General features: G+C 33.0%; 18 protein-coding genes. 2 read left to right on the top strand and 16 right to left on the bottom strand.

Annotated features, from left to right (window positions below):
- Window positions 1–3: 3 nt before the first annotated feature.
- The 6 genes from AAEO59_RS02380 to AAEO59_RS02355 all read right to left on the bottom strand — a co-directional run bounded on the left by AAEO59_RS02380 (window position 4) and on the right by AAEO59_RS02355 (window position 7459).
- Complete coding sequence (locus AAEO59_RS02380) at window positions 4–663, bottom strand: CoA transferase subunit B (RefSeq protein WP_341699150.1); 660 nt, start codon at window positions 661–663, stop codon at window positions 4–6.
- Between the two features lie 135 nt (window positions 664–798).
- Entirely contained in the window at window positions 799–1500 is a 702-nt protein-coding gene (locus AAEO59_RS02375; RefSeq protein WP_341699149.1) for a CoA transferase subunit A, read from the bottom strand.
- Between the two features lie 110 nt (window positions 1501–1610).
- The gene (locus AAEO59_RS02370; RefSeq protein WP_341699148.1) at window positions 1611–3914 is read right to left on the bottom strand and encodes a penicillin-binding protein 1A; all 2304 of its coding nucleotides are present in this window, start codon (window positions 3912–3914) and stop codon (window positions 1611–1613) included.
- 9 nt (window positions 3915–3923) lie between these two features.
- A complete protein-coding gene (locus AAEO59_RS02365; RefSeq protein WP_341699147.1) occupies window positions 3924–4403 on the bottom strand; it encodes a gliding motility lipoprotein GldH in 480 nt (159 codons plus the stop codon).
- Window positions 4387–5703 (bottom strand): PSP1 domain-containing protein, encoded by a 1317-nt coding sequence (locus tag AAEO59_RS02360; RefSeq protein ID WP_341699146.1) that lies wholly within the window; start codon window positions 5701–5703, stop codon window positions 4387–4389. Before AAEO59_RS02360 ends, AAEO59_RS02365 begins: the two co-directional genes overlap by 17 nt.
- A gap of 259 nt (window positions 5704–5962) precedes the next feature.
- The gene (locus tag AAEO59_RS02355) at window positions 5963–7459 is read right to left on the bottom strand and encodes a S41 family peptidase (RefSeq protein WP_341699145.1); all 1497 of its coding nucleotides are present in this window, start codon (window positions 7457–7459) and stop codon (window positions 5963–5965) included.
- A gap of 51 nt (window positions 7460–7510) precedes the next feature.
- Here AAEO59_RS02355 and AAEO59_RS02350 point away from each other — a divergent pair, with 51 nt between their 5' ends.
- Window positions 7511–7891: a hypothetical protein gene (locus AAEO59_RS02350; RefSeq protein WP_341699144.1), complete on the top strand. Its 381-nt coding sequence runs from the start codon at window positions 7511–7513 to the stop codon at window positions 7889–7891.
- 106 nt (window positions 7892–7997) lie between these two features.
- Here AAEO59_RS02350 and trhO read toward each other — a convergent pair whose 3' ends face one another.
- The 10 genes from trhO to AAEO59_RS02300 form a co-directional block, all read right to left on the bottom strand.
- Window positions 7998–9356 (bottom strand): oxygen-dependent tRNA uridine(34) hydroxylase TrhO, encoded by a 1359-nt coding sequence (trhO, locus tag AAEO59_RS02345; RefSeq protein WP_341699143.1) that lies wholly within the window; start codon window positions 9354–9356, stop codon window positions 7998–8000.
- Window positions 9357–9555: 199 nt separating this feature from the next.
- Window positions 9556–12039 (bottom strand): S8 family peptidase, encoded by a 2484-nt coding sequence (locus AAEO59_RS02340; RefSeq protein ID WP_341699142.1) that lies wholly within the window; start codon window positions 12037–12039, stop codon window positions 9556–9558.
- Between the two features lie 5 nt (window positions 12040–12044).
- Window positions 12045–12998, bottom strand: coding sequence for an AAA family ATPase (locus AAEO59_RS02335; protein WP_341699141.1), 954 nt, complete (start codon window positions 12996–12998; stop codon window positions 12045–12047).
- Window positions 12999–13073: 75 nt separating this feature from the next.
- Window positions 13074–15347: a helix-turn-helix domain-containing protein gene (locus tag AAEO59_RS02330; protein ID WP_341699140.1), complete on the bottom strand. Its 2274-nt coding sequence runs from the start codon at window positions 15345–15347 to the stop codon at window positions 13074–13076.
- 44 nt (window positions 15348–15391) lie between these two features.
- Window positions 15392–17164 carry an ABC transporter ATP-binding protein gene (locus AAEO59_RS02325; RefSeq protein ID WP_341699139.1) on the bottom strand — a complete coding sequence of 591 codons (1773 nt, stop codon included), beginning with the start codon at window positions 17162–17164 and terminating at the stop codon, window positions 15392–15394.
- A gap of 6 nt (window positions 17165–17170) precedes the next feature.
- Window positions 17171–17791 carry an adenylyl-sulfate kinase gene (gene cysC, locus AAEO59_RS02320; protein WP_341699138.1) on the bottom strand — a complete coding sequence of 207 codons (621 nt, stop codon included), beginning with the start codon at window positions 17789–17791 and terminating at the stop codon, window positions 17171–17173.
- 319 nt (window positions 17792–18110) lie between these two features.
- Window positions 18111–18557: a lasso peptide biosynthesis B2 protein gene (locus AAEO59_RS02315; protein WP_341699137.1), complete on the bottom strand. Its 447-nt coding sequence runs from the start codon at window positions 18555–18557 to the stop codon at window positions 18111–18113.
- The gene (locus AAEO59_RS02310; protein ID WP_341699136.1) at window positions 18541–18819 is read right to left on the bottom strand and encodes a PqqD family protein; all 279 of its coding nucleotides are present in this window, start codon (window positions 18817–18819) and stop codon (window positions 18541–18543) included. Before AAEO59_RS02310 ends, AAEO59_RS02315 begins: the two co-directional genes overlap by 17 nt.
- A 4-nt stretch (window positions 18820–18823) precedes the next feature.
- On the bottom strand, window positions 18824–19687 hold the full coding sequence (locus tag AAEO59_RS02305; RefSeq protein WP_341699135.1) for a sulfotransferase domain-containing protein: 864 nt from the start codon (window positions 19685–19687) through the stop codon (window positions 18824–18826).
- A complete protein-coding gene (locus AAEO59_RS02300; protein WP_341699134.1) occupies window positions 19677–20591 on the bottom strand; it encodes a hypothetical protein in 915 nt (304 codons plus the stop codon). Before AAEO59_RS02300 ends, AAEO59_RS02305 begins: the two co-directional genes overlap by 11 nt.
- A 57-nt stretch (window positions 20592–20648) precedes the next feature.
- On the opposite strand from AAEO59_RS02300, the gene AAEO59_RS02295 reads away from it, so the two are divergent.
- Window positions 20649–22457 (top strand): asparagine synthetase B family protein, encoded by a 1809-nt coding sequence (locus AAEO59_RS02295; protein ID WP_341699133.1) that lies wholly within the window; start codon window positions 20649–20651, stop codon window positions 22455–22457.
- Window positions 22458–22482 lie beyond the last annotated feature (25 nt).

Genomic DNA, 22482 nt, shown 5'->3' with positions numbered 1-22482 from the left:
AGTTTAAAAAATCAACATTTCAGGAATTTCGCCTTCAATGATTAAATTGGCTTCAGTAGAAGCGATAATGTGTTCTACGGAAACGCCTGGGGCTCTTTCGAGTAATTTAATTCCTTTTGGTGTAATTTCCATCACAGCGAGTTCGGTTACAATCTTTTTAACGCAGCCTACTCCTGTTAACGGAAGGGAACATTGCTTTAGAATTTTAGATTCTCCGGCTTTATTGACATGCATCATGGCTACGATGATATTTTCGGCCGAAGCCACTAAATCCATTGCACCTCCCATACCTTTGACCATTTTACCGGGAATTTTCCAGTTGGCAATATCACCGTTTTCAGCCACTTCCATAGCACCAAGAATAGTTAAATCAACATGTTTACCGCGAATCATCCCAAAGCTCATTGCCGAATCAAAAAAACTTGCTCCGGCTAGTGTGGTAATGGTTTGCTTGCCCGCATTGATAAGATCAGCGTCTTCTTCGCCCTCAAAAGGAAACGGTCCCATGCCCAAAACGCCATTTTCGCTTTGTATTTCAACGTTTATTCCTTCAGGTATATAATTAGCCACCAGAGTAGGAATTCCTATCCCTAAATTTACGAAATAGCCGTCTTTAAGTTCACGGGCAATTCTTTTGGCGATATCTTCTTTTGTTAAAGGCATAATTTTGATTTTTTAAACATATAAGTCATATAAGTTTTCTATTCAAATAAAACATTTTTTTGAACCATATAAGAAATTGAAGTTCATTTAAGTACTGCGCATCCAAACTGATCACTGCAAACTGAACACTGAACACTATTCGCTTTTTCGAACTGTTCTCTTCTCAATCCTTTTTTCATATTTCTCACCCTGAAAAATACGTTGTACAAAAATTCCCGGAATGTGAATTTGATTAGGGTCTAAAGTCCCGGCTTCAACCAGTTCTTCCACTTCGGCAATGGTTATTTTTCCGGCACCTGCCATTACAGGATTAAAATTTCGGGCTGTACCTTTGAAGATTAGATTTCCGGCGGTATCGCCTTTCCATGCTTTTACAATGGAAAAATCGGCGTTGAAAGCCTGTTCCATCACATACATTTTTCCGTTGAATTCACGGGTTTCTTTACCAATCGCTACTTCGGTTCCATATCCCGCCGGAGTATAAAAAGCCGGAATTCCTACCTGAGCCGCACGACAGCGTTCCGCCAGAGTCCCTTGCGGAATGAGTTCTACTTCCAATTCTCCGGAAAGCATCTGACGTTCAAATTCGGCATTTTCTCCCACATAGGAAGAAGTCATTTTCCGGATTTGTCTTTTTTGCAAAAGCAATCCCAGACCAAAATCGTCCACACCGGCATTGTTTGAAATACAACTGAGATTTTTAGTTCCTTTTTGAACTAATTCGGCAATAGCGTTTTCAGGAATACCACACAATCCGAAACCACCAAACATAATAGTTGCATTATCGCAAATACCTTCTAATGCCTCCTGAACCGAATTTACTTTTTTATTAATCATAAAGAATCGTAGTTTTTGATTCTTAAAAATAAGGCTTTTTTCTAAAATAAAAAACAAAATACGATTCGTTCACTAACAAAAAAAGCCTTCAAATGGAGGCTCTTTATTATCTAAAACTGAAATTCATCTGTCGATTGAATAGAGTCGTTTGCAACGGTATCTCTTACTTTTCTTGGTTGGTAACAATCTACTTTTATAGAAAGATTAGCAGGACGTTCAAAAGGTTCCTTGGAGACTTTCAAGTTAGGATCTTCATAACACAACTTCATAAAATAGCCCCAAACTGGTAATGCTGCAGTAGCTCCCTGTCCGTAAGTAAGGCTTTTAAAACGTGCCGAACGGTCTTCGCAACCTACCCAAACTCCGGTAACTAAGTTAGGAACCATTCCCATGAACCAACCGTCGGATTGATTTTGTGTTGTTCCTGTTTTACCTGCAATTGGATTGGTAAAAGCATATGGATAACCTGTCCAACGGTTATCACCGTTTCCTCCGTAGGTAGATCTTAACCTATTACCAGAACCACCTTCAACAACACCTTCTAATAATTTAACTACTGCAAAGGCAATATCTTTATTCAAGACATCATGTGATTCCGGAATTGGTTCGTAAATCACTACTCCGCTTTTATCTTCAATTCGAGATAAAAACTGCGGTTTATTATAAACTCCCTGATTAGCAAAAGTACTGTAAGCCGCTACCATTTCTTCCACCGTAATATCAACGGCTCCAAGAGCAATAGACGGTTGTGCCGGAATTTGAGTTTTTACCCCTAATTTGTGTGTTAATTTGATCACGGCTTCCGGACCTACTTTATCAATTAATTTAGCCGAAACGGTATTAATCGAATTAGCCAAAGCTTTTTTCAAAGTTACCATTCCAAGGTAGGTATTGTTGGAGTTTTTTGGCGTCCAAGTTTCCGTAACATGATGGCGTCCAACCGGAATTGTAAAAGGACCATCAATAATTGAATCGCAAGGCGACATGTTTAATTGCTCAATTGCAGTGGCATAAACAAATGGTTTAAAAGTAGAACCTACCTGTCTTGCTCCCTGAGCTACGTGATCGTATTGAAAATACTTATAGTTAATACCGCCTACCCAAGCTTTAATATGTCCTGTTTGAGGTTCCATAGCCATTAATCCAGATTGCAGGAAGTGTTTGTAATAACGAATAGAATCTAATGGTGTCATAATGGTGTCTCTTTCCCCTTTCCATGTAAACACCGTCATTGGGACTTTTTTATTAAAAGATTCTATGATTTCCTCATCGGTTTTTTCCATTGATTTCATTATAAACCAACGGTTAGAAGCCTTCATAGCCTGCTTTAAAATACGATTTGTTTCTTTTTCGGTAATATTTACAAAGGGTGCATTTTTATTTTCTTTTTGTTCTATAAAAAATTGCTCCTGTAAATTAGCCATGTGTGCAGCAACAGCTTCTTCGGCATGTAGTTGCATTCTGGAATCAATCGTAGTATAAATTTTTAAACCGTCTTTGTAAATATCATAGTCTGATCCATCGGCTTTCTTATTCGTTTCTGCCCATTTTTTCATGTATTCTCTCAAATATTCTCTGAAATAGGTAGCTGTACCTTCACGGTGACTTTCTAATTTAAATTTCAGCTTGATTGGCAAAGCCTGTAATTTTTCTTTCTGAGCTTCAGTAATCATGTGTGATTTTTCCATTTGCGCAAGCACCACATTTCGGCGGTTTTTTACACCCACGGGATTTCTTACCGGATTATACAAACCTGAATTCTTGAACATTCCCACAAGAATTGCCGATTCGTCAACGGTTAATTCTTTAGGCGTTTTAGAAAAATAGGTTTGCGAAGCCGAGCTTACTCCAACGGCATAATTTCCAAAATCATATACATTGCAATACATGGCAAGAATCTCATTCTTAGTATATTGTCTTTCTAAACGAATAGCAATAATCCATTCTTTAGCCTTTTGAACAATACGAAATGGTAAAAATTTAGAACCTTCACCATGGAATAATTGTTTAGCTAATTGTTGCGTCAAAGTACTTGCTCCACCGTTAGTTCCTAAACTTAAAATGGCTCTCAAAGTACCTCTTCCATCAATACCTGAATGTTCGTAAAAACGTTCATCTTCGGTTGCTACTAAAGCATTAACAAGGTTCTTAGGTAAATCGGAATATTTTAATTGGGAACGGTTTACCTGAAAATATTTTCCAATAACAACACCATCAGAAGAAATAATTTCGGTAGCTAAATTAGAATCCGGATTTTCTAAATCTTCAAAAGAAGGCATGGAACCAAAAAGTCCCCAGGAAGCAAATAGGAAAAAAAGAAAAACTCCTCCTAATCCATAAAAGAAAAACTTCCAGAATTTTTTTGCATAATACTTTACATCGTGTTCTGCATTATTTGTCTTTTTAACTGCCATAACTATTTTTTATTCTTTTTTTTCAATTCTTAAACCAACTTCGGTAATTCCCTCTAATTGAGTAACTCCGGGAACTTTACCTCCTTCTCTAAGGGCTTGTTTGATGTTGAGTTTGTATTTTCCTCTAAATTTTACATTCTCTTTAAAATACAATTTGCTTTCTTTAATATCTGTAAATCCATCACCTAAAAGCGTCCCATCAGGAGCTGCCATTTGATATTCTAAAGTATCTACTTTAGTATAACCATTTGGTTTTTCTAAAGTTACAATCAGGAAAAGATTATTAAACGGATAATTATTATTGTCACGGATATTTATAAAAAGATCGTATTTTTTAGTGGAATCTAATTCCGGTAGATTGAAAGAAACAACACTATCCTTATGCCAGGCACTTCCAACAGATTTGTATTCATCAAAAACCCTTTTCTTATCACAAGAAAAAAAGAGCATACTAACAAAAAGTACTAATACACTATTTCTTAGGTTCATTTTTTTTATTGTTTGATGGTCTTCTAGGTCCTTTAAATTTTTTCTCACCAGCTGGTTTTTGCTCATTTGGAGCGGTTTGAACCGCTTGCACTGGCTGAGCTGGTTTATTTGATGGTTTGTTTTTATTTAATGGCTTTTTTGCAACCGGAGCAGCCACTTCATTTTCAACTGCTTTCTTTGGCTTTTTATTGTGTCTTTTGCTCTTTTTTGGCTGATCAAAACGAGTTAAACTCTCCTGACCCATCGCATTATTAAAGTCCTTTTCAACTTCCTGAGTCACTTCAATAGCATAATCTTCAAGTGAAGCCACTTTCTTTTTCTGCTTATTTTCGGCTATAATTTCCTTAACCTTATCAATTTTTAACACATGCCAATTGGCAAAATTGTTCGTATAAGCAAACCACATTAATCCTTTAAAAATGTCTTGTTTTTGGCAAACAGCATCTCCTTTTTCGGTAATTAATTTCGTTTCAAATTCAGGAAAACCTTTTAAAGCATCCATGTAAGTATCTAACTCATAATTCAAACAACACTTCAATTTACCACACTGACCCGCTAATTTTTGTGGATTTAATGATAATTGTTGGTAACGTGCTGCAGATGTATTTACACTTCTAAAATCAGTCAACCAGGTAGAACAACACAATTCACGTCCGCAGGAACCAATTCCTCCTAAACGAGCTGCTTCCTGACGGAAACCTACCTGTTTCATTTCAATTCTGGTGCTGAATTCCTTAGCAAAATCTTTAATCAACTGTCTAAAATCCACACGGTCATTAGCAGTATAATAAAAAGTCGCCTTTGACCCATCTCCTTGGAATTCAATATCAGAAATTTTCATTTCTAATTTTTGAATAATTGCCAATTCACGGGCACGAACTTTCATTGGTTCTTCCTTACTTCGTGCAGCAGTCCAGATATCAATATCTTTTTGAGACGCTTTTCGGTAAATCTTTGGAATATCGGTAGCATCAGGGTTAATGCCTTTTTTCTTCATTTGAATACGAACCAATTCTCCCGTAAGTGTAACAATACCAATATCATGACCTGGAGAAGCTACTGTAGCTACAATGTCCCCCATGCTTAATGTCAATTTTTCAGTATTGCGGTAAAACTCTTTTCTTCCATTTTTAAAACGGACTTCAACACAATTAAATGGAGCTTCACCATTAGGCAAACTCATATTAGAAAGCCAATCGAAAACCGTTAATTTGTTGCAGCTATCGGTGCCGCAAGTCCCATTATTTTTACAACCCTTAGGAGCGCTTCCATCAGAGGTTGAACAACTTGCACATGCCATAATTTTATATGTGATGTTGTGACTAGCACAACTTAAGTTCTTAAAACGTTGAATCGGTAAAGATAGTATATTTTAACTTTACCTCACAAACCTTAAAAAAGGGTTTCATTCTTAATTTTATATTAAAAAAAACCATTACAACTAACATGTAATGGTTTAAAATTGAATATTTTAATACTTACTTTCTAAGTTTAATTACCTAAATAATTTTAATTTACTGGCTTTAGCAGCCAATTCAAAACTTGCATTTTAATTATTCTTATTGTTTTAAACTTTTAAAATCTTGAATATATAATCCTTTGGCTGTATTTGTAGGATTGAATGCAGCAAGATTGTCATTTCTAAATGAAGTTACACTTTTAGCACTTTGGTTATCAGTACGTAAAGTTTGCCCGGTAATTAGTTCAAGAGCCTTTTTTAAATAAGGGTCTTTTACGTTTCCAAATTCTACCAAATTTGAAAAAGTATCATATGGATTAATTTCATAATTAGGTGTTATTTTTGACGGATTGGCATCTTTGTCTTTGTTGTAATAGGCAAAAGTAATAGGTTGCAATTGCCATTTGTGCTTAGTACTTCTGTTATCGTAAGAGACATAATCGTATGCAGGAGAGTCATATAAGGTTATCGATCCTACAAATTTACCAACTGTATCATCGCCTATCGTAACCACGTCAATGTATTTTTTTAAACATTGAATGGTGAGCTCGCTGGCAGAAGCTGTTTCAAAACTAACTAGGACATATATTTTAGTTAAAGAAAGACTATTTACACTTTCTTCACTCTGAAAAGTGGGTTCGTTATCTACTAAGTTGTAAATTCTAACTTTATCTGAAAGGTATTCAAAACCATCATTACTATTATGTTTGTCATTAAAATCTAAATAGATATAAGGCTTATTAGTATTATTTCCGTTAATCATTTGTGCCAAAGCAATTGCAGTTTCTAATGAGCCACCACCGTTGTATCTTAAATCTAAAACCAATTCGTTAATTCCATCCGATTTCATTTTAGCGAAAGCTGCATTGAGTTCGTCATTATAATCGGATTTGAAACTATTAAACACTAAATAGCCTATGTTCCTACTACCATATACTTTCTTTTCGTAATAAGCAATAGGGTTTTCGTCAATATCAAGTTGTGACACCGTTACAGTAGTCGCTTTGTCAGTGGTAACCAAAGCTGAACTTGTTACTACCGCAGTTGCTGCCAAAGTAAGAACAACCTGTGTATTGCCCAATTGATTATAATTACTTGCCGTAAGTTGATTACCATTTATTTTAGTAATAACATCACCTCTTTTCAATCCGGCTAAAGCTGCAGGTGAACCAGGTACGATATAATTTATTAAGGCTACAAAATTTACATTATTTGCATCCTTAGGGTAAAGACCATAATTAAAACCACCACTTTTTTGGACTTCGGCAATTTTAGAAGCCCTAACCACTTCATTGCTATTTTCAATCCAAGAAAATTTATCAATCGTTCCTCTTTGATAAAGAAGCGAATAAAACAGCGCATCAGGAGTCTTACCATTAATAAAATTAGCATAGTTATTGTTAGAAGTAATTTTGCTATCGGATAAATTAGCAACTTTGGATTGCCAATAATACCAGGAATTCATTGCTTTCCAAACAAAATCATTTATCTCGTCTGGCGTGGTGGTGGTTGTGGTTTCATTTGAATCAGAATCCTTACTGCAAGAAGTAAAAACCAATCCCACTAGCAACGTAAAAAGGACATATTTTAATTTCATTATTATTCAATTGTTTAAATTAGATTTGTAGCTATTAAAAACTCTAAAATTATGAAAATTATTACATCAAAAACCATCTATATTTTACTTTCATTCGGATGTTTCTTTCTGTCATCCTGTTCCAAACAACTTTTAGACATTAAAAACCAAACCTATCAAAGCTATAACAGGAATACTGAAAAAGGATATATCGTTAGTTTTGAATTAAATAACAGCGCAATAATTCCAAAATCGATTGTGATAAACGGAATTGTTCAAAATATATCTATTGAAAACAAAAGGGGTACTAGCTATCAAGTAAATGTTATCGCTCAAACCAATTTAATTCATAACTACCAAGTAAAATTTGAAGAAAAAGAAAACGGAATTTATTTTGAGAAAGACTCAAAACTATATTTTCAACCAGTAGAATTCAAATTGATTAAAGACTAGAATATAAATTCTTTTGAAATAACTCGAAAAGTTTAAATTTATTATAAAAAAGCCTGTTCCCTATAAAAAAAGAAACAGGCTTTTAGAATATTATATGACTTATAAATTAGTCTAAAATCTTATATAATTTATCAGATAAACGAATTCTGAAAGGGACTGCAAAAGTTAATTTATCACCAGCTACAGCCTGAGTTCCTTCGTATCCATTAACAAACATTTTTTCTAAAACCAATTCCTGATTTCCTGTAGTTGGACCTGAAATTAAAATTTTATCTCCTAAGTTTAATTCTTGATTTTCAATGGTAAACAATCCAATACCCGCTTTCACATAATAATGTTCCGCTTTTCCAACTAAGGTCTTTTTTACTTTTATTTTTTGACGAATATCATTTGTTTTCTGGGCAGTTGCCAAAGCAGTATTTGGCAAATCGCCGGAATGTTTGAATTTTAAACTTTCTGATTTTCCTTTTCGGAATACCTTGTTACCTACTTGTACTCCACTTCGCAGTTTTGCTTGCTCTTCCAATGGTAAATGGGTGATTTCCTGACATTCCGTTGAACAGCAATTTTCCATTGTCGCTTTACATTCGTCACATTGGATAAACAACAAATGGCAGCCATCATTAGCACAATTGGTATGATTGTCACAAGGTTTTCCACATTGATGACATTGTGCAATAATATCATCGGTAATTCTTTCACCTAAACGATTATCAAAAACGAAGTTTTTACCAATGAATTTGCTTTCCAAACCTTCTTCTTGGATTTGTTTGGCATAGTTGATAATTCCGCCTTCTAACTGGAAAACATTTTTGAATCCCTGGTGTTTGAAGTAAGCACTGGCTTTTTCGCAACGAATTCCACCTGTACAATACATCACTAGATTTTTATTTTCTTTATAATCCTGTAATTGCTCGTTAATAATAGGCAAACTTTCTCTAAAAGTCTCTACATCAGGAGTAATAGCACCTTTAAAATGCCCTACTTCACTTTCGTAGTGATTTCTAAAATCTACCACAATCGTATTCGGATCTTCCAGAATTTCATTGAATTCCTTGGCTCTTAAATGCACCCCTTTGTTGGTTACATCAAAAGTATCATCGTTAAGTCCGTCAGCTACAATTTTGTGACGCACTTTGATAGTCAATTTTAAAAAGGAATGATCGTCTTGCTCTACGGCCACATTCAAACGGATGCCTTTCATGAAATCATATACTTCCAGCGTCTCTCTGAAAGCTTCAAAATTTTCGGCCGGAACACTCATTTGAGCATTAATACCTTCGTGGGCAACATAAATTCGTCCCAGTGCATCCAGTGCATTCCAGGCTACGAATAAATCATCACGAAATTTTTTAGGATCTTCAATTTTGGCATACGCATAGAAAGACAACGTAAGACGTTGTTGACCTGCTTGATCAATCAATTCAGCTCTTTCTTCTGCGCTTAAGGTGTTGTACAGTTGCATGCTATAAACAGTTTAAGTTTAGAATTTTTTTTTGCAAAAGTATAAAAAATAAAAGAATCAAAAATTTAAACCATTAAGAAATTAAGAAAATTTAGACTTAATGTTCCTTAAATATCTTAATGGTTTATAAATATTCAGTTCAAACTCGCTTTGAACATTCGGAGTTCTTCCCTAATAAATTTCCAGTTGGTTTTCTGGTTTAGACAACTATTAAATTTTCAACTGCAACTTGAGTGGCGATTGGAGTGTAAATATCTGTAGTGTTTTCCGGAGTTTCAATTGAGACAATTAAGGAATATCTCAATTGAGAATCATATTTTTTCTGCTTTTTTAATAATTTCCACCAACCAGATGCTAATGGAAATATCGCTAATTTATTGCAAACTGCAATTTCAGCAGCAGAACCGTTCCAAAAATTACTATGAATAGAACCTTTAAAAACAGTCTCAGCACCCAGAAACCATCTTTTTTCTTGGTTTTTATCATAATCTCCTTCTTCTAATTTTCCTCCCTTTTCTTCTTTAAGATTATCAATATTTATTTTATTAGTTCTTATTTTAAAATTATCAAAATCTTCTGTTGGATTGATCAATAAAAACTTTAAAGCACAAGATTGATAAGCATATTTTGTTGAATATCCCTTGTCCCCTGGATTTGGCTCAATATAGTATGATAGCGTGACTCTTAATGTAACATTAGAATCTCCAAGATTTGCTAAAATATCAGTAGGCCAAGGAAATTCATAGTAGTGTATCTCATTAGTTTTTACAGTACCATCGAATTTATAAGGTTGTATTACCTCTTCTGAAATAAATGTTAAGTAATTTGATTTACACTTTATGGCTTTTTCTAAATTTGGTATTCCATACCCAATAATTCTTAGTAGTCTTTGCTTATCTCCTACTTTTTTTAAATCTATATTAAATTGATTAATAATTTCAGAATTCCATGATGCCGAATGAATCATTAATGCTCTGAGAGTTTCAGGCCAAGCATTTGGATATGCATCTCTCAATTTAGCTAAAAAATTTGATGCAAAAGCTGTTGATACACTAGTTGCATTAAATCTAGCAAATGCGTTAATAGCTGTATTTGAAGATGTTGTTAAGATATCTAAATCTTCGTGATAATCAATACTACCATTTTCTAGTTTTTTTAAATTTCCACCTTCAAAAACAACTTCAGGCTTTATTGGCCATGGATTTTCCCAAGAACTTGATGTTCTGCTGTAGGGTGATAATTCAAATTTTTTAGCAACAGTAGAATTTGCTTCAGGTAAAATTTTATTGGTAAATGCACCAATCGTTATAGCATTCCATGCTTGAGCAGGACTCTCCACAGAAAGATCTTTATTGCTCTCAGGATAATTTTTCCAGTCATCTTCTTCTCTAGCATTTCCAGCACTAATTACAAAAACTTTCTTATCATTTTCATCCTCTCCAAAAATTATTCTATCCAAATATGCTGACCAAGTAGAAGGTTTTCCGAAATCATTTTGATTCCTACCAGTAATAGCCATACCAAATATTCTTTTATAATCTGGATTATTTGTTATTGCAATGTTTATTGCATTCTGAGTAATAAAATGCCAATTATCTAATTCATTTTCTTGTCCACTAGGTGGAAGAATCTTAATCGATTCTAATCTATGTCTAATTTCTAATGATGCATTGTTTTCTAAAATATAACTTAAATTACCATAAAGAGAAATACCTGCCATAGCTGTTCCATGTCCATTATGTCCAGAATCATTTATACCCCAATTTATATCAACAGTTAAACGGTCATTGTCGGATAAAGCATCTTTAATTAATAAATGCCCATTATTTATCCCTGAATCTAATATAGATATGTAATTATTTGAATTATTGAACGTAATATTACTTAAAGCTGATTCAATCCAATTTTCTCTATTAACAATCGTTTGATCTAGCCAAAAACTATTTAATTCTTCTGCTCGACGGATTTCAGCAATCCATCCAAAAGATAATGTTAGTTCAACTAATTGGTCATAATTTAACTTAGCATTTATTATTAATCTTTGAGGAAAAATAGTTAGATTTTTTAAAACAGAAATATTTAAAAATTCACATATTTCATAAAGTTGTGTCAGTTCGTTACCTATTTCTGATTCTTCTAACGCTAACCATAATTCACACCAAACTGCTGCTTCTTTTGGTAAAAACTCATTTGAACTATTCCAAATATATTCAACAGTTGTTCTTTGAATATATTCAATCTTTTCAACTAGTTTTTGATTTAAAGGAAGTCCTTTGACAGTATCTTTACTAAGATATTTTGCAACTTTGGTAATTAATTTATTTTGCTTATTGCTAGGAATGAACACAGTCGCTATTTGTGCACTTTGTTCAGAATTGTTTTTTACATTAAGTAATTTAGCACCATCAGCTCCCAATGAGCTTAGTTCTAATAATTGTTTTTCAGCACCAATAAATGTAATATATTCTCCAGATTTTACAGGCAACCCTTTTTCAGTTCTTTGACGAACTTCTTCATTATGATTATTCCATATATCAGTTAACGATGAAAGCAAAAATTCACCATGAAATTGACGATCTCTTTGTGGTAATTTTGACTCAATCGGTGGTCCTGGAGGTGTAGTGTACTCTTGCGAAAAGTGAACATTTTTTATAAAAAGATGGGGCTTAAAATCGTCGCTCATAAATATTATATCAAATGACTAGTTTTTCTATCTTTCATCATTTGAACTAACAATTTTTGAGTTACTACATTTTTATCCGTCAAAATAATTTCTTTTAATGCATCATTACATGCATTTGTTATTTCTGCATGACTTAATCCATTTGCAGCATCAATGGCAGTTTTAAGAGAAAAATTTCCTAAGAATTTGTGTAGTTTCAATTTTATCAATTCTCCTATTTCTTCTTTATTTGGTAAAGAATATGTAATAATATCATCAAAACGTCTGAATAAAGCTGAATCTAATATTTTAATATTATTAGTAGCTCCAAAAATTATACTTTCTGATGAATCTTGTTCAATGAATTGCAAAAATGAATTCAATACTCTACGCATTTCACCAACTTCATTATCTCTCCCTCTTTCAGCGCCAATAGCATCAAATTCATCAAATAAATAAACCCCTCTATTTGAAACCATCATATCAAAAATTTGCCTCAATTTAGATGCGGTCTCGCCCATATATTTAGTCATTAATTTATCCATCATAACAACATATAATGGTAATTTTAACTCCCCTGATATAGCAGAAGTTGTAGCTGTTTTTCCTGTTCCTGGTAGACCTGACAATAAAACTTTTCTACGATTTTGTAACCCGTGCTTTAAAATCTTATCACGCTGTTTATATTCTCGTATTATTCTATTTAATTTATTTGAAACTTCCTCGGAAAGTATTAGTTCATTTAATCTATTCTCAGGATAATAAACAAGAACTAAATCGCTCAAATCTGGATTTATTTTAATTACTTTAAAACCATCTGTCTTTGACCTATCAACTAAATCTTTAATCTCTTTTGCGATAGACATGTGTCCCTGCCTCGCTTCATGTGCTGCTACCTGAAGAGCGATGGAAGTGAATCTCTCATTATCATTTTTGTAATGAGATTGAAGTAAAGATTTTATTTGTTCTGATGTTGCCATAATGCAAAAGTAATGAAAAAAGCCACTTTAAGATAAGAATAATCATTAATATAAAATTCTTTAGTTCATAAATATTCAGTTCAAACTCGCTTTGAACATTCGCAGTTCTTCCCAAGAATATTTTTCTCCAAATTGTTCTTTCATTGGGGTAAGTGATTCTTCTTTGTAAAATTTAAAAGCTTCCGCCAATTCATCAATAGTATCCTGAGGCAGAACTTCGCTAATGGAAATTCTTTTCCCTTGAATTAATTTAACCAAATGCCCTTCAATAGTCTGCACCGTTAATTTTCGAATATTGGCAATATCCTCAATGGAATTCTTGGCTATCCAAAGTTCAAAAGTTTCTTCAATAGTTGATTTTTTGGGCTCTTTTGTTCCTTTTTTCTTGGAAGAATAACGATCCAAATCTACTTCGTCTTCCAACAAATTCACATGAGTTTCTTTGAATTCTTTTTGAATCGCTTCTTTCTTTCTGGATAGGTATTTTTTCACTTCATCTGAAGTCAGCTTTTCTTTCGAAATTGCCTCATTTGCCATTACCGTTTCAATCAATAATTTGGCTTTCATCAATCGTAAAACGGCTTTGGATTGCAGTTCTTCTAATTCGGATAATTCTTCAAAATAGGCTTTGGCTTTTTTGGCGCGTTTTATTTCTTCGATTTTCCATAAAACTTCAAAAACCAAATCATCCATTGGTTTGAAAAAATAACCAAAAGCTGCCTGAATTCGTTCGGAAACATGAATTAAATCAACAGTTTCATTGGCAAAAATACGGTTCAATTGGATTATGAATTTTTTGGATGGATCCAAAAGCGTTTCAATCTGCTGCAATTGGTTTGCCGCCCATTTCGCATTTTTGGATTTAGCCGAAACTTCGCTTTTATCCGAATAACTATATTTATGATTGCGCCATTCCTGAGCCAAATCGTACCAATCGAAACTATTAATTAAATAATGATGAATGAAATTCTTAGTTTCAAAATGCAAAGATTGTTTCAGGACTTCTTCCGAAGCTTTATTTTGGGCATATTCCATCACGTCCTGATCATTTGAAATACCATTCATACGCAACGGAGAAAGCAAAATTAAGCCCTCTAACGAACGTAAACGCGATAAAGCCACATAAGCTTGTCCGGGCATAAAAACCTGCGATACATCGAGCGCTGCTTTGTCAAAGGTCAATCCCTGGCTTTTATGAATGGTAATCGCCCAAGCTAATTTGATAGGATAATGTACAAAAGTCCCTAAAACCTCTTCTTCTACTTCTTTGGTTAAGGCATTGACTTTGTAACGGATGTTTTGCCATTCGTATTTTTCAACTTCAATAGTTTTATTCTCATCGGGAAAATGCACTAAGATTTCTTGGCTAGAAAGCGATTTGATAGTCCCCATTTTACCATTGAAATAATTCTTTTCAAAGTTCAGATCGTTTTTGACAAACATAATCTGAGCTCCCACTTTCAATTGCAAATTGTGTTCCACTGGAAATATTTTCTCAGGGAAATCACCTGTAATTTCAGGCGTATAAGTTATTAATTCTCCTTTCAAATCTTGCAAAGCCTGAGCATTCATCGCATCGGCTTTGGCATTGTGGGTGGTTAAAGTGATGTAACCTTTATTGGCTTTTAAATCAAAATCAGGTTTAACATATTGATTCAAAACCTGAACATCTTCGGGAGTAATCTGGTTATTCCTCAGATTATTTAAAACCGAAATAAAACTGGTATCCGTCTGACGGAAAATTTTAGATAATTCAATATACAAAGGCGGACTTTGCTGAATAACATGCGAATGGAAAAAGAATTTTCCCTTGTAATAATTGCGCAAAGTACGCCATTCCTCATCCCGAATTACCGGTGGCAATTGCAACAAATCGCCAATAAAAAGCACTTGAACACCACCAAAAGGAGTTGCTTTTTTTCGAACGGTTTGCATCATATAATCCATCGCATCCAGCAAATCGGCACGCAGCATACTCACCTCGTCAATAACCAGCAATTCCATATTTCGAATCACCGATTTTTTCACCCCATTCATTTTAAAATGCCTGCGTAAACTTTCCTTAGTTTCAAATTTTACCGTTTCCGAAAATTGGGATTCGGCTGTATGCGAAGGAATAAATCCGCTAAACGGCAGTTGAAACATCGAATGAATCGTAACACCGCCAGCATTTAGAGCCGCAATTCCTGTTGGTGCGACCACCACCGTATTCTTATGTGTAGTTTCAATTATTTCACGAAGCAAAGTCGTCTTACCTGTACCAGCTTTACCCGTCAAAAAAACCGAACGTTGGGTTTGATTGATAAACTGTAAAGTATATTTTGCGGCTTCGGATAGGGATTTGTTCATCTAAAATGATTTTCTGCAAATTTAAATTCTAAAGTATATTCAAATTACAATTGATCATTAAACATTTCGAAAAAGTAACTTTTTTGAGCTATTAAACTGTCAAAATCACCTTTCTCTACGATACTTCCATCTTTCATGACATAAATCACGTCGGCCTTTTTCAATTGAAATAATCGATGAGAAACTAAAATGATCATTTTTTCTTTTCCCCAAACTCGCAATGAATTGTACAATTCGCTTTCAGAAAAAGCATCCAAAGCACTCGTTGGTTCGTCCATAACTACCAAATCAGCATCACGGTAAAACAATCTGGCTAAGGCTAATTTTTGCCATTCTCCACCGCTCAATTGTTCGCCCATCCAGAAAGTACGACCTAATTTAGTATCAAATCCCTTTTTCATTTTATCAATAAAAACATTCGCACCACTATTTTTTACAGCCTCTTTTAATTTTTCGATACTGATTTTCTCTTTAGAACCTAAACTAATGCTTTCTCCAACACTTAGAAAATATTTTTCAAAATCCTGAAAAAGGAAAACACTATTTTCCCGGAATGTCTCTTTATCAATATTTTTTAAATCCAATCCATCAATAACAATACTTCCATTTTCATAATCATACAATTTCCCTAACAATTTTACCAAAGTAGATTTTCCCGAACCATTAGCACCAACAATGGCTATGATTTGTCCCTTTTCACAGGATAACGAAATGTCTTTTAGAATTTCTCTTTTGGTATTCGGATAAGTAAAATGAAGGTTTTTAACTTCTAATTTTGAAGGTTTTAGTGGAAAAGGAACAGCATTTTCCTTGGAAGTTCTTTCCGGAATATCAAGAAATTGAAAAAGATGATTGATAAACATTCGGTGTTGAAATAATTGTACCAAAGCCGTCAAAAAGCTTTTAGTCCCCGATTGTAATTTCTGGAAACCCTGCAAATAAATCACAAAAAGACCCGGTGTAATAATTTGTTCCCAGGTATTTCGAGCCAAAGAAAGAAAAATAAAACCTACTAAAACAATCTCGACAGCTTCTATAATTACGCTGTAAAAATTTTGCCTGTTTTGAATTGATTTTCGCTGTTTGAACAAATATTCCCTTAAAACGCTGTAACGGGAAATGAATTCTTTTCCAAACCCAAAAAGACGTACTTCTTTAGCATAACTCAATCCCGTTAAAACCTGTTGTAAATAATTGGATTCTCTTTCTATTTTGGCTAGCTTCGTTTCTTCAGTGAAACTTTTTCTCGAAAAAAACCATTTTACGGCAAACAACGGTAAAGAAAGTACCACAATGATTACGGCATATTGCCAATAATAATAAGCCAACATACAAGCAATCATCACAACACTCGAAAATTGCATCAACAAATTACTGAATCCATTTAACAATTGTGCCGCTTTAAAAACTGACTGTTGTTGCGCCAAATGCAACGTATCGTGATAAACTGGATTTTCGTAATAGGAGAAATCAACTGAAATGGCTTTGTCCAACACACGTTTCGACAAATAATCACCTACTTTTTGTTGGTATAAACCATTGACATAAGTTGCCAATTGCGTACAAATGGAAGCAACTAATTGCAAAAGACAAAAACCAATAACCCAAAAAATAATTTCGTTAAAATCATGTCCTTTTGGAGTCGTGATGATATCGATAATTTCTTTAGTAATATAAAGCGATGCAACAGGAACCACCGATTGAAATAATACTAATACAAAATAACTCACCGCATTGCCCGGAGAAGCTTTGTAGATGATTTGTAAAATCTGGATATAATCCTTGAGGATTTTCTTAAATTGGAATTGTTTTTTCACAATGAATTATTGCTTTAACCCTACTATTATATGTAACTTATTCTCTAACAGCCAATTGGTTATTGTTTCTAATGATTCCTCAATACTTTTATCCGTAGTATCAACAATAATATCAGGACTTAATGGTACTTCATAAGGACTGTTGATTCCTGTAAAATCACTGATTTCGCCTTTTTGAGCTTTGGCGTACAAACCTTTAGCATCTCTTTGAATACAGGTTTCAAGTGGTGTAGCTATATAAACTTCGATATAATTTTCAGAACCAACAATGCTTTTAGCTGCAATACGATCTTCTTCAAAAGGTGAAATAAAAGAACTAATCACTACAACACCGGCATCATTAAAAAGACGTGCTACCTCCGCCACACGACGGATATTTTCCTTTCTACCTTCACGACTAAAATCCAAATCACGATTCAAATGCAATCGTGTATTATCGCCATCGGTAATGTAAGAACGGATTTGACGCTTATAAAACCATTGATCCAAAGCTGCCGCCAAAGTGGATTTACCAGAACCTGATAATCCTGAAAACCAAATGGTAAAAGACTTATGCCCATTCAATTCCTCCCTTTCTTTGCGGGTTACGGAATAATTTTGTTGGAATAAATGATTTACTTGGTTCATAAACAGTATTTAGAAAATCAAAAATACTCTTTTCCTTTTCTTTGCAAAATAATTATTCTTATTTGTATCAAAAATTGATATTTTTTATTTTTTTTTTACTTCAAGTTTTTTATTACAAAAATAAAATATACCTTTGTCTGACTTAAACCTAGAAATCTACAAATTATGAATACAGAAAAAAAACAATGGATAGCGCCTCAGGCAACTGAAATTGAAGTAAATAATGGAACTGTTAATGCTCAACCAGAATCTACAGCAACTGATCCAGATAATTATTCTTAAAAAAAAACGTAAATTAAAATCCAATCACTAAAATTAGTTATTGGATTTTTTTATTATAAATAATAGCATAGTCATTTTCATTACATCCTCCGCAAATAAATTTACCATTTACCTTTACCCAAGAGTGTCCCTCTTTTTTATGGTGTTTTCTTTCAATACCAATAATATATTCAAAAGGAATCTGATATTTTAATAATATATATACCGCCTGCCAAGACTGATGACGGCAAACGTTCTTCCAAGGGATACGTTTATTAGCTATTGCTATTGCTAAAGTTATATCTTTAGCCAATTGTATTTTTTCAGTTGTTAACTGTAAGTTTTGCTGTTGGTTTTTACAAATATCTTCCGAAAAGGCTTTTCTAGATTTAAAAAACAACAATATATTTCTATAAATTGAAAGCCAAAACACCAGCAAAATTAATTTCCATTGACGCCGGCTTAAAATAAATATATTTTTAAACTTTCTAAGCAGTCGCTTCATTGATATACTCTTTAGCAATAAGATCAGCTATTACGGTATTCAATTGCATTTCGCAAACATCTTGATTTACTTCGTATTCTTCCATTAATTGAGTAACAATAAGATTGAAATCTAAACCTTCAGCTATGTATTGTATAATAGAAGTATAAGTAGTATTCAAACTAATGTATTTGTTTTCTTCTATAGCATATAAAATACCTTCATCATCCAAAGGTGTAAACAAAACTTTATCAGTATTCAAAACATATTTTCTATTTCCCATTAAATTAATTGTTAAGTTGATTGATTGTTTCTTCCCAGTATCCTAATCGTTTCATCATCGATTCATTTACAGTCATTATTTTTTGTATTTGTTCGTTGGTTAATTCCTTTTTCCAACGTCCCGTTTCTCCCTTAAAAAAGAAAGCCGAAGAAGCTAATTGTTTTTCCTTAAAACCTTTATTTTCTTCCTGATTTTTCAATTTTTTAAAATCTGTGGCCTCAATAGCGTTAATAATCGCATCATCAGAATAATTCAACTGCATTTTATCGACTGCTAATTTAAAAGTTTGAAAAGGATTGGATTTCATATCTTCATAACGAATAATATGAACCGGAATTTCCTTTTGTTGCATCCAGCTCGAGGCGTGCATAGCCCAAGTTCCCAACAATTGGTAATATTGTTGCCCTATTTTCCATTTTTTAACAAAAGCACCTTCTTCAGAATTTAGATATTTATCAATTGTTTCATCAATAGTTAAACCTGTATGATTAGCAAGAGAAAGTACTACATCCAAAGGATTACGAACCAAATAAATAGCGATACGACTTCCTGCATTAGGAATCAAAGGTAAAGCATTCCATCTGTCAAACGTATAAGCATCGTGTATTTTTATAAATGCTTCTTTCTTTAATTCTTGTGCTCTATAACCAAAAGCAATTTTTCTAAACGATTCGAATTCAGTTGGTCTTAAATCATCGGAAGATAAATCTAAAATAGTTTCAATATACCCTTTATCCGAAAAAATGCCATCAGTATCCATTTTATTGATATCAATTTCTCCGTCATTCAATAAAGCCGTCAAAAAACTGCGAAACCAGGTATTTCCTGATTTAGGATAGGATGCCAGCCAAATGATATTATTGTCCATCGGCTTCTATAATTTGATTGATAATAGCATCTGCAAAACTATCAAAACTTGGTTTATCTTTTGGTCTTACAGCAGTCCAAAAAGAGACTTTTTGAGAAATGGAACTTAGTGTTTTAAATTGTAACAATGGCTTATTCATTCCGTTAATCCATTTGTTACGATAAATATTATCTCCTAAAAATTTCATTCCGACAGCCGGTTTTACTCTTTCAATATCAATAATATTTCCTTTCATTTCCAAAAAAATAATTCCTTTTACTTTTTGAGAAGTGCTTACAAAATCTTCATGAAATGCAATACCAAACTTATTAATTTCCGCACGTAATTGCTTAGCTTCTGATACATCAAATGCTTTTTGATTATGAATCGTGTTTTCCCAAGCTCTTAAAACAGGATAGGAAGCAATCGCCACACAAGCATTGTCTTCAACCGTAATTAAAGCGGTATCATCTGTAAAAAGGGTATAACCTCGCTCTTTTAACTTCAAAGCTGTGGTAGATTTTCCAGTTCTGGAAGGCGCTGCAAATAACCATAAACCACCTTTTTTATCCAAAACCCCCGAAACATGAAACGGAATTTGATTCTTTTGAAATAAAATTGCCGCAATACAATTAGAATAAAAGAACAATAAAATACTATCCCAATCTTCACATAATGGTTCTATAACTACTTTCTTACCATCACTTACAAAATAGCGCGCAATATTCGGCATTTGATAAAAAAACTCATTTTCATTAAATTGAGTAAATGGCTTTTTTACATTAGGTTCATTTTTAAAATCAGGTTTAACTGTACCCAAAACTACCTCAAAATCAGCTTTCCCGTCAGTTTCATCTACAATAAAAGATGGTAATGGAATTGTTGAAGTACATGTTAAATTGAAAACCCTGTATTTGTATAGCATTTTATAGCTTTTTTTGCATTATTTGTTAACTTCGCAAATGTAAAAAAATACAGTGAAATGAAAGGATTTTTTGGAATTTTAAACTTAAAAAATAGCAATTTTCTAGAAGTAGCAAATAATTATCTCAATACTAAATTGCTAGATAATGAAAACACTCCATTTCTATCAGATAAAATCTTGTTAGAAGATTTTGCTAAACCAATTTCAAGAATCAATGAATTTACTGATTTATTTTTTGTAGGTTGGTGTCGTTTGGATAACATTGAGGAATTAAGTAATCATCTGTCTTTTTCTGAAAATACTGAGGAAGAAGAAGTAATAGTAAAAGCTTATCACAAATGGGGAAAAGATTGTGTAAAGCATTTAATTGGCGATTTTAGTTTCGCAATCTGGGACGAAAGTAAAAAAGAACTTTTTTTAGCCAAAGATCAAATGGGAATTCGTCCACTTTTTTATATGGAACAAGACGGATTATTATATTTTGGAACAACTATACCAAATATAAAATCAGCCTTAAGCAAAAAACCGGAGTTAAATGAAGAATACATTGCCAAAGAATTATTGAATTATCCCCAAAATGTAGAAGATACATTTTTTGGAGCTATAAAAAGGCTCAAACCGGCTCACTATTTATCAATTAGTTCTGAACAAATATTAAAAGAAACCAGATATTGGGAGCTTGAATCGGTTGATTTAAGTTACTGTAAAACCAATGAGGACTACTACAACCTTCTAAGAAAAACGCTCGAAAAAGCTATAAAATCCCGAATAAGAGCTAAGAAAAATGTTGGTTGTCAACTTTCTGGCGGGATGGATTCCTCAGCGATTGCAGTTATTTTGTCACGGATAATGGACAATAATCAACTCCACACCTATTCATTTGTCCTAAACGAAACAACAAAAAAATATTCTGATAATGGAATTGATGAGCAAAGTACCCAAAATGAAATAATTAATTATGCGCATCTCAATCCTGAGAATCATCATCCAATAACTTCTTTTCATTTTAAAGATGTTTTTGAAGAATTTAATAAAACTAATGCTATAATGGGTGGTGTTACATATTGTAATAGCATATGGCAAGATAGTCTTTATAAATATGCGTCAGAAAATAATCAGGTAGAAGTGATTTTTAGTGGTTTTCCTGGTGATGAAGGGATTTCTCAAAAAGGTCATAATTACTTTTATGATTATATCAATAATTTTAATATTAAAGGTTTATTTCAATTTTTATTTGATTTCCGACGTGCAGCTATTTTAAAAACAATCCAATATTTTAAAGAAAAAAAATCAAAAACGACATCATTAGATTTTTACAAAGTACAAGAAAAAAGAAGTTTATTAAATCCTGATTCTAATTTTAAATATTCATTAAAAGACTATTCTTTTGCATTTAATCCTAGTTTTAAGGGTTGGCAAAAAGAAAACATAAATTTATCACACATTTTTTCAAGAATTGAATCAGAAGGCGCTTATGCTAATCAATATGGTATAGAAACAGTTTATCCATTGGCAGACATTCGATTATTGGAAATTATGTACAGTTTGCCTGCTGAATTATTCAAACCTAAACCCTATTCAAGAGCATTATTCCGGAATTTTACTGTCGGTATTTTACCAGATATAGTACGATTACAAGCTAAAAGAAATGGAGCTAAAACCCTTGCTTTTGCAGATTATTGGATAAAAACAAAATATGAAAAACTCAAAAATTACAAAATAAAAAATCATACAGGATTATTAATTTCAGAAGAAGAATACCTACAAAGAGAAACTGAAAATGAATTCATGAAAATGAAAAGGTTAAATACTTTAAAGGAAATTGATTATCTAATAGATTTGAATTTTCCAGATAATATAAAATAATTAAATTAGTAAAAATATATCCTTT

Source organism: Flavobacterium flavipallidum (assembly GCF_038289905.1).
GTDB lineage: Bacteria > Bacteroidota > Bacteroidia > Flavobacteriales > Flavobacteriaceae > Flavobacterium > Flavobacterium flavipallidum.
Note: the sequence above shows the minus strand (reverse complement) of the source record. Positions and strands in the feature narration are given on the sequence as shown.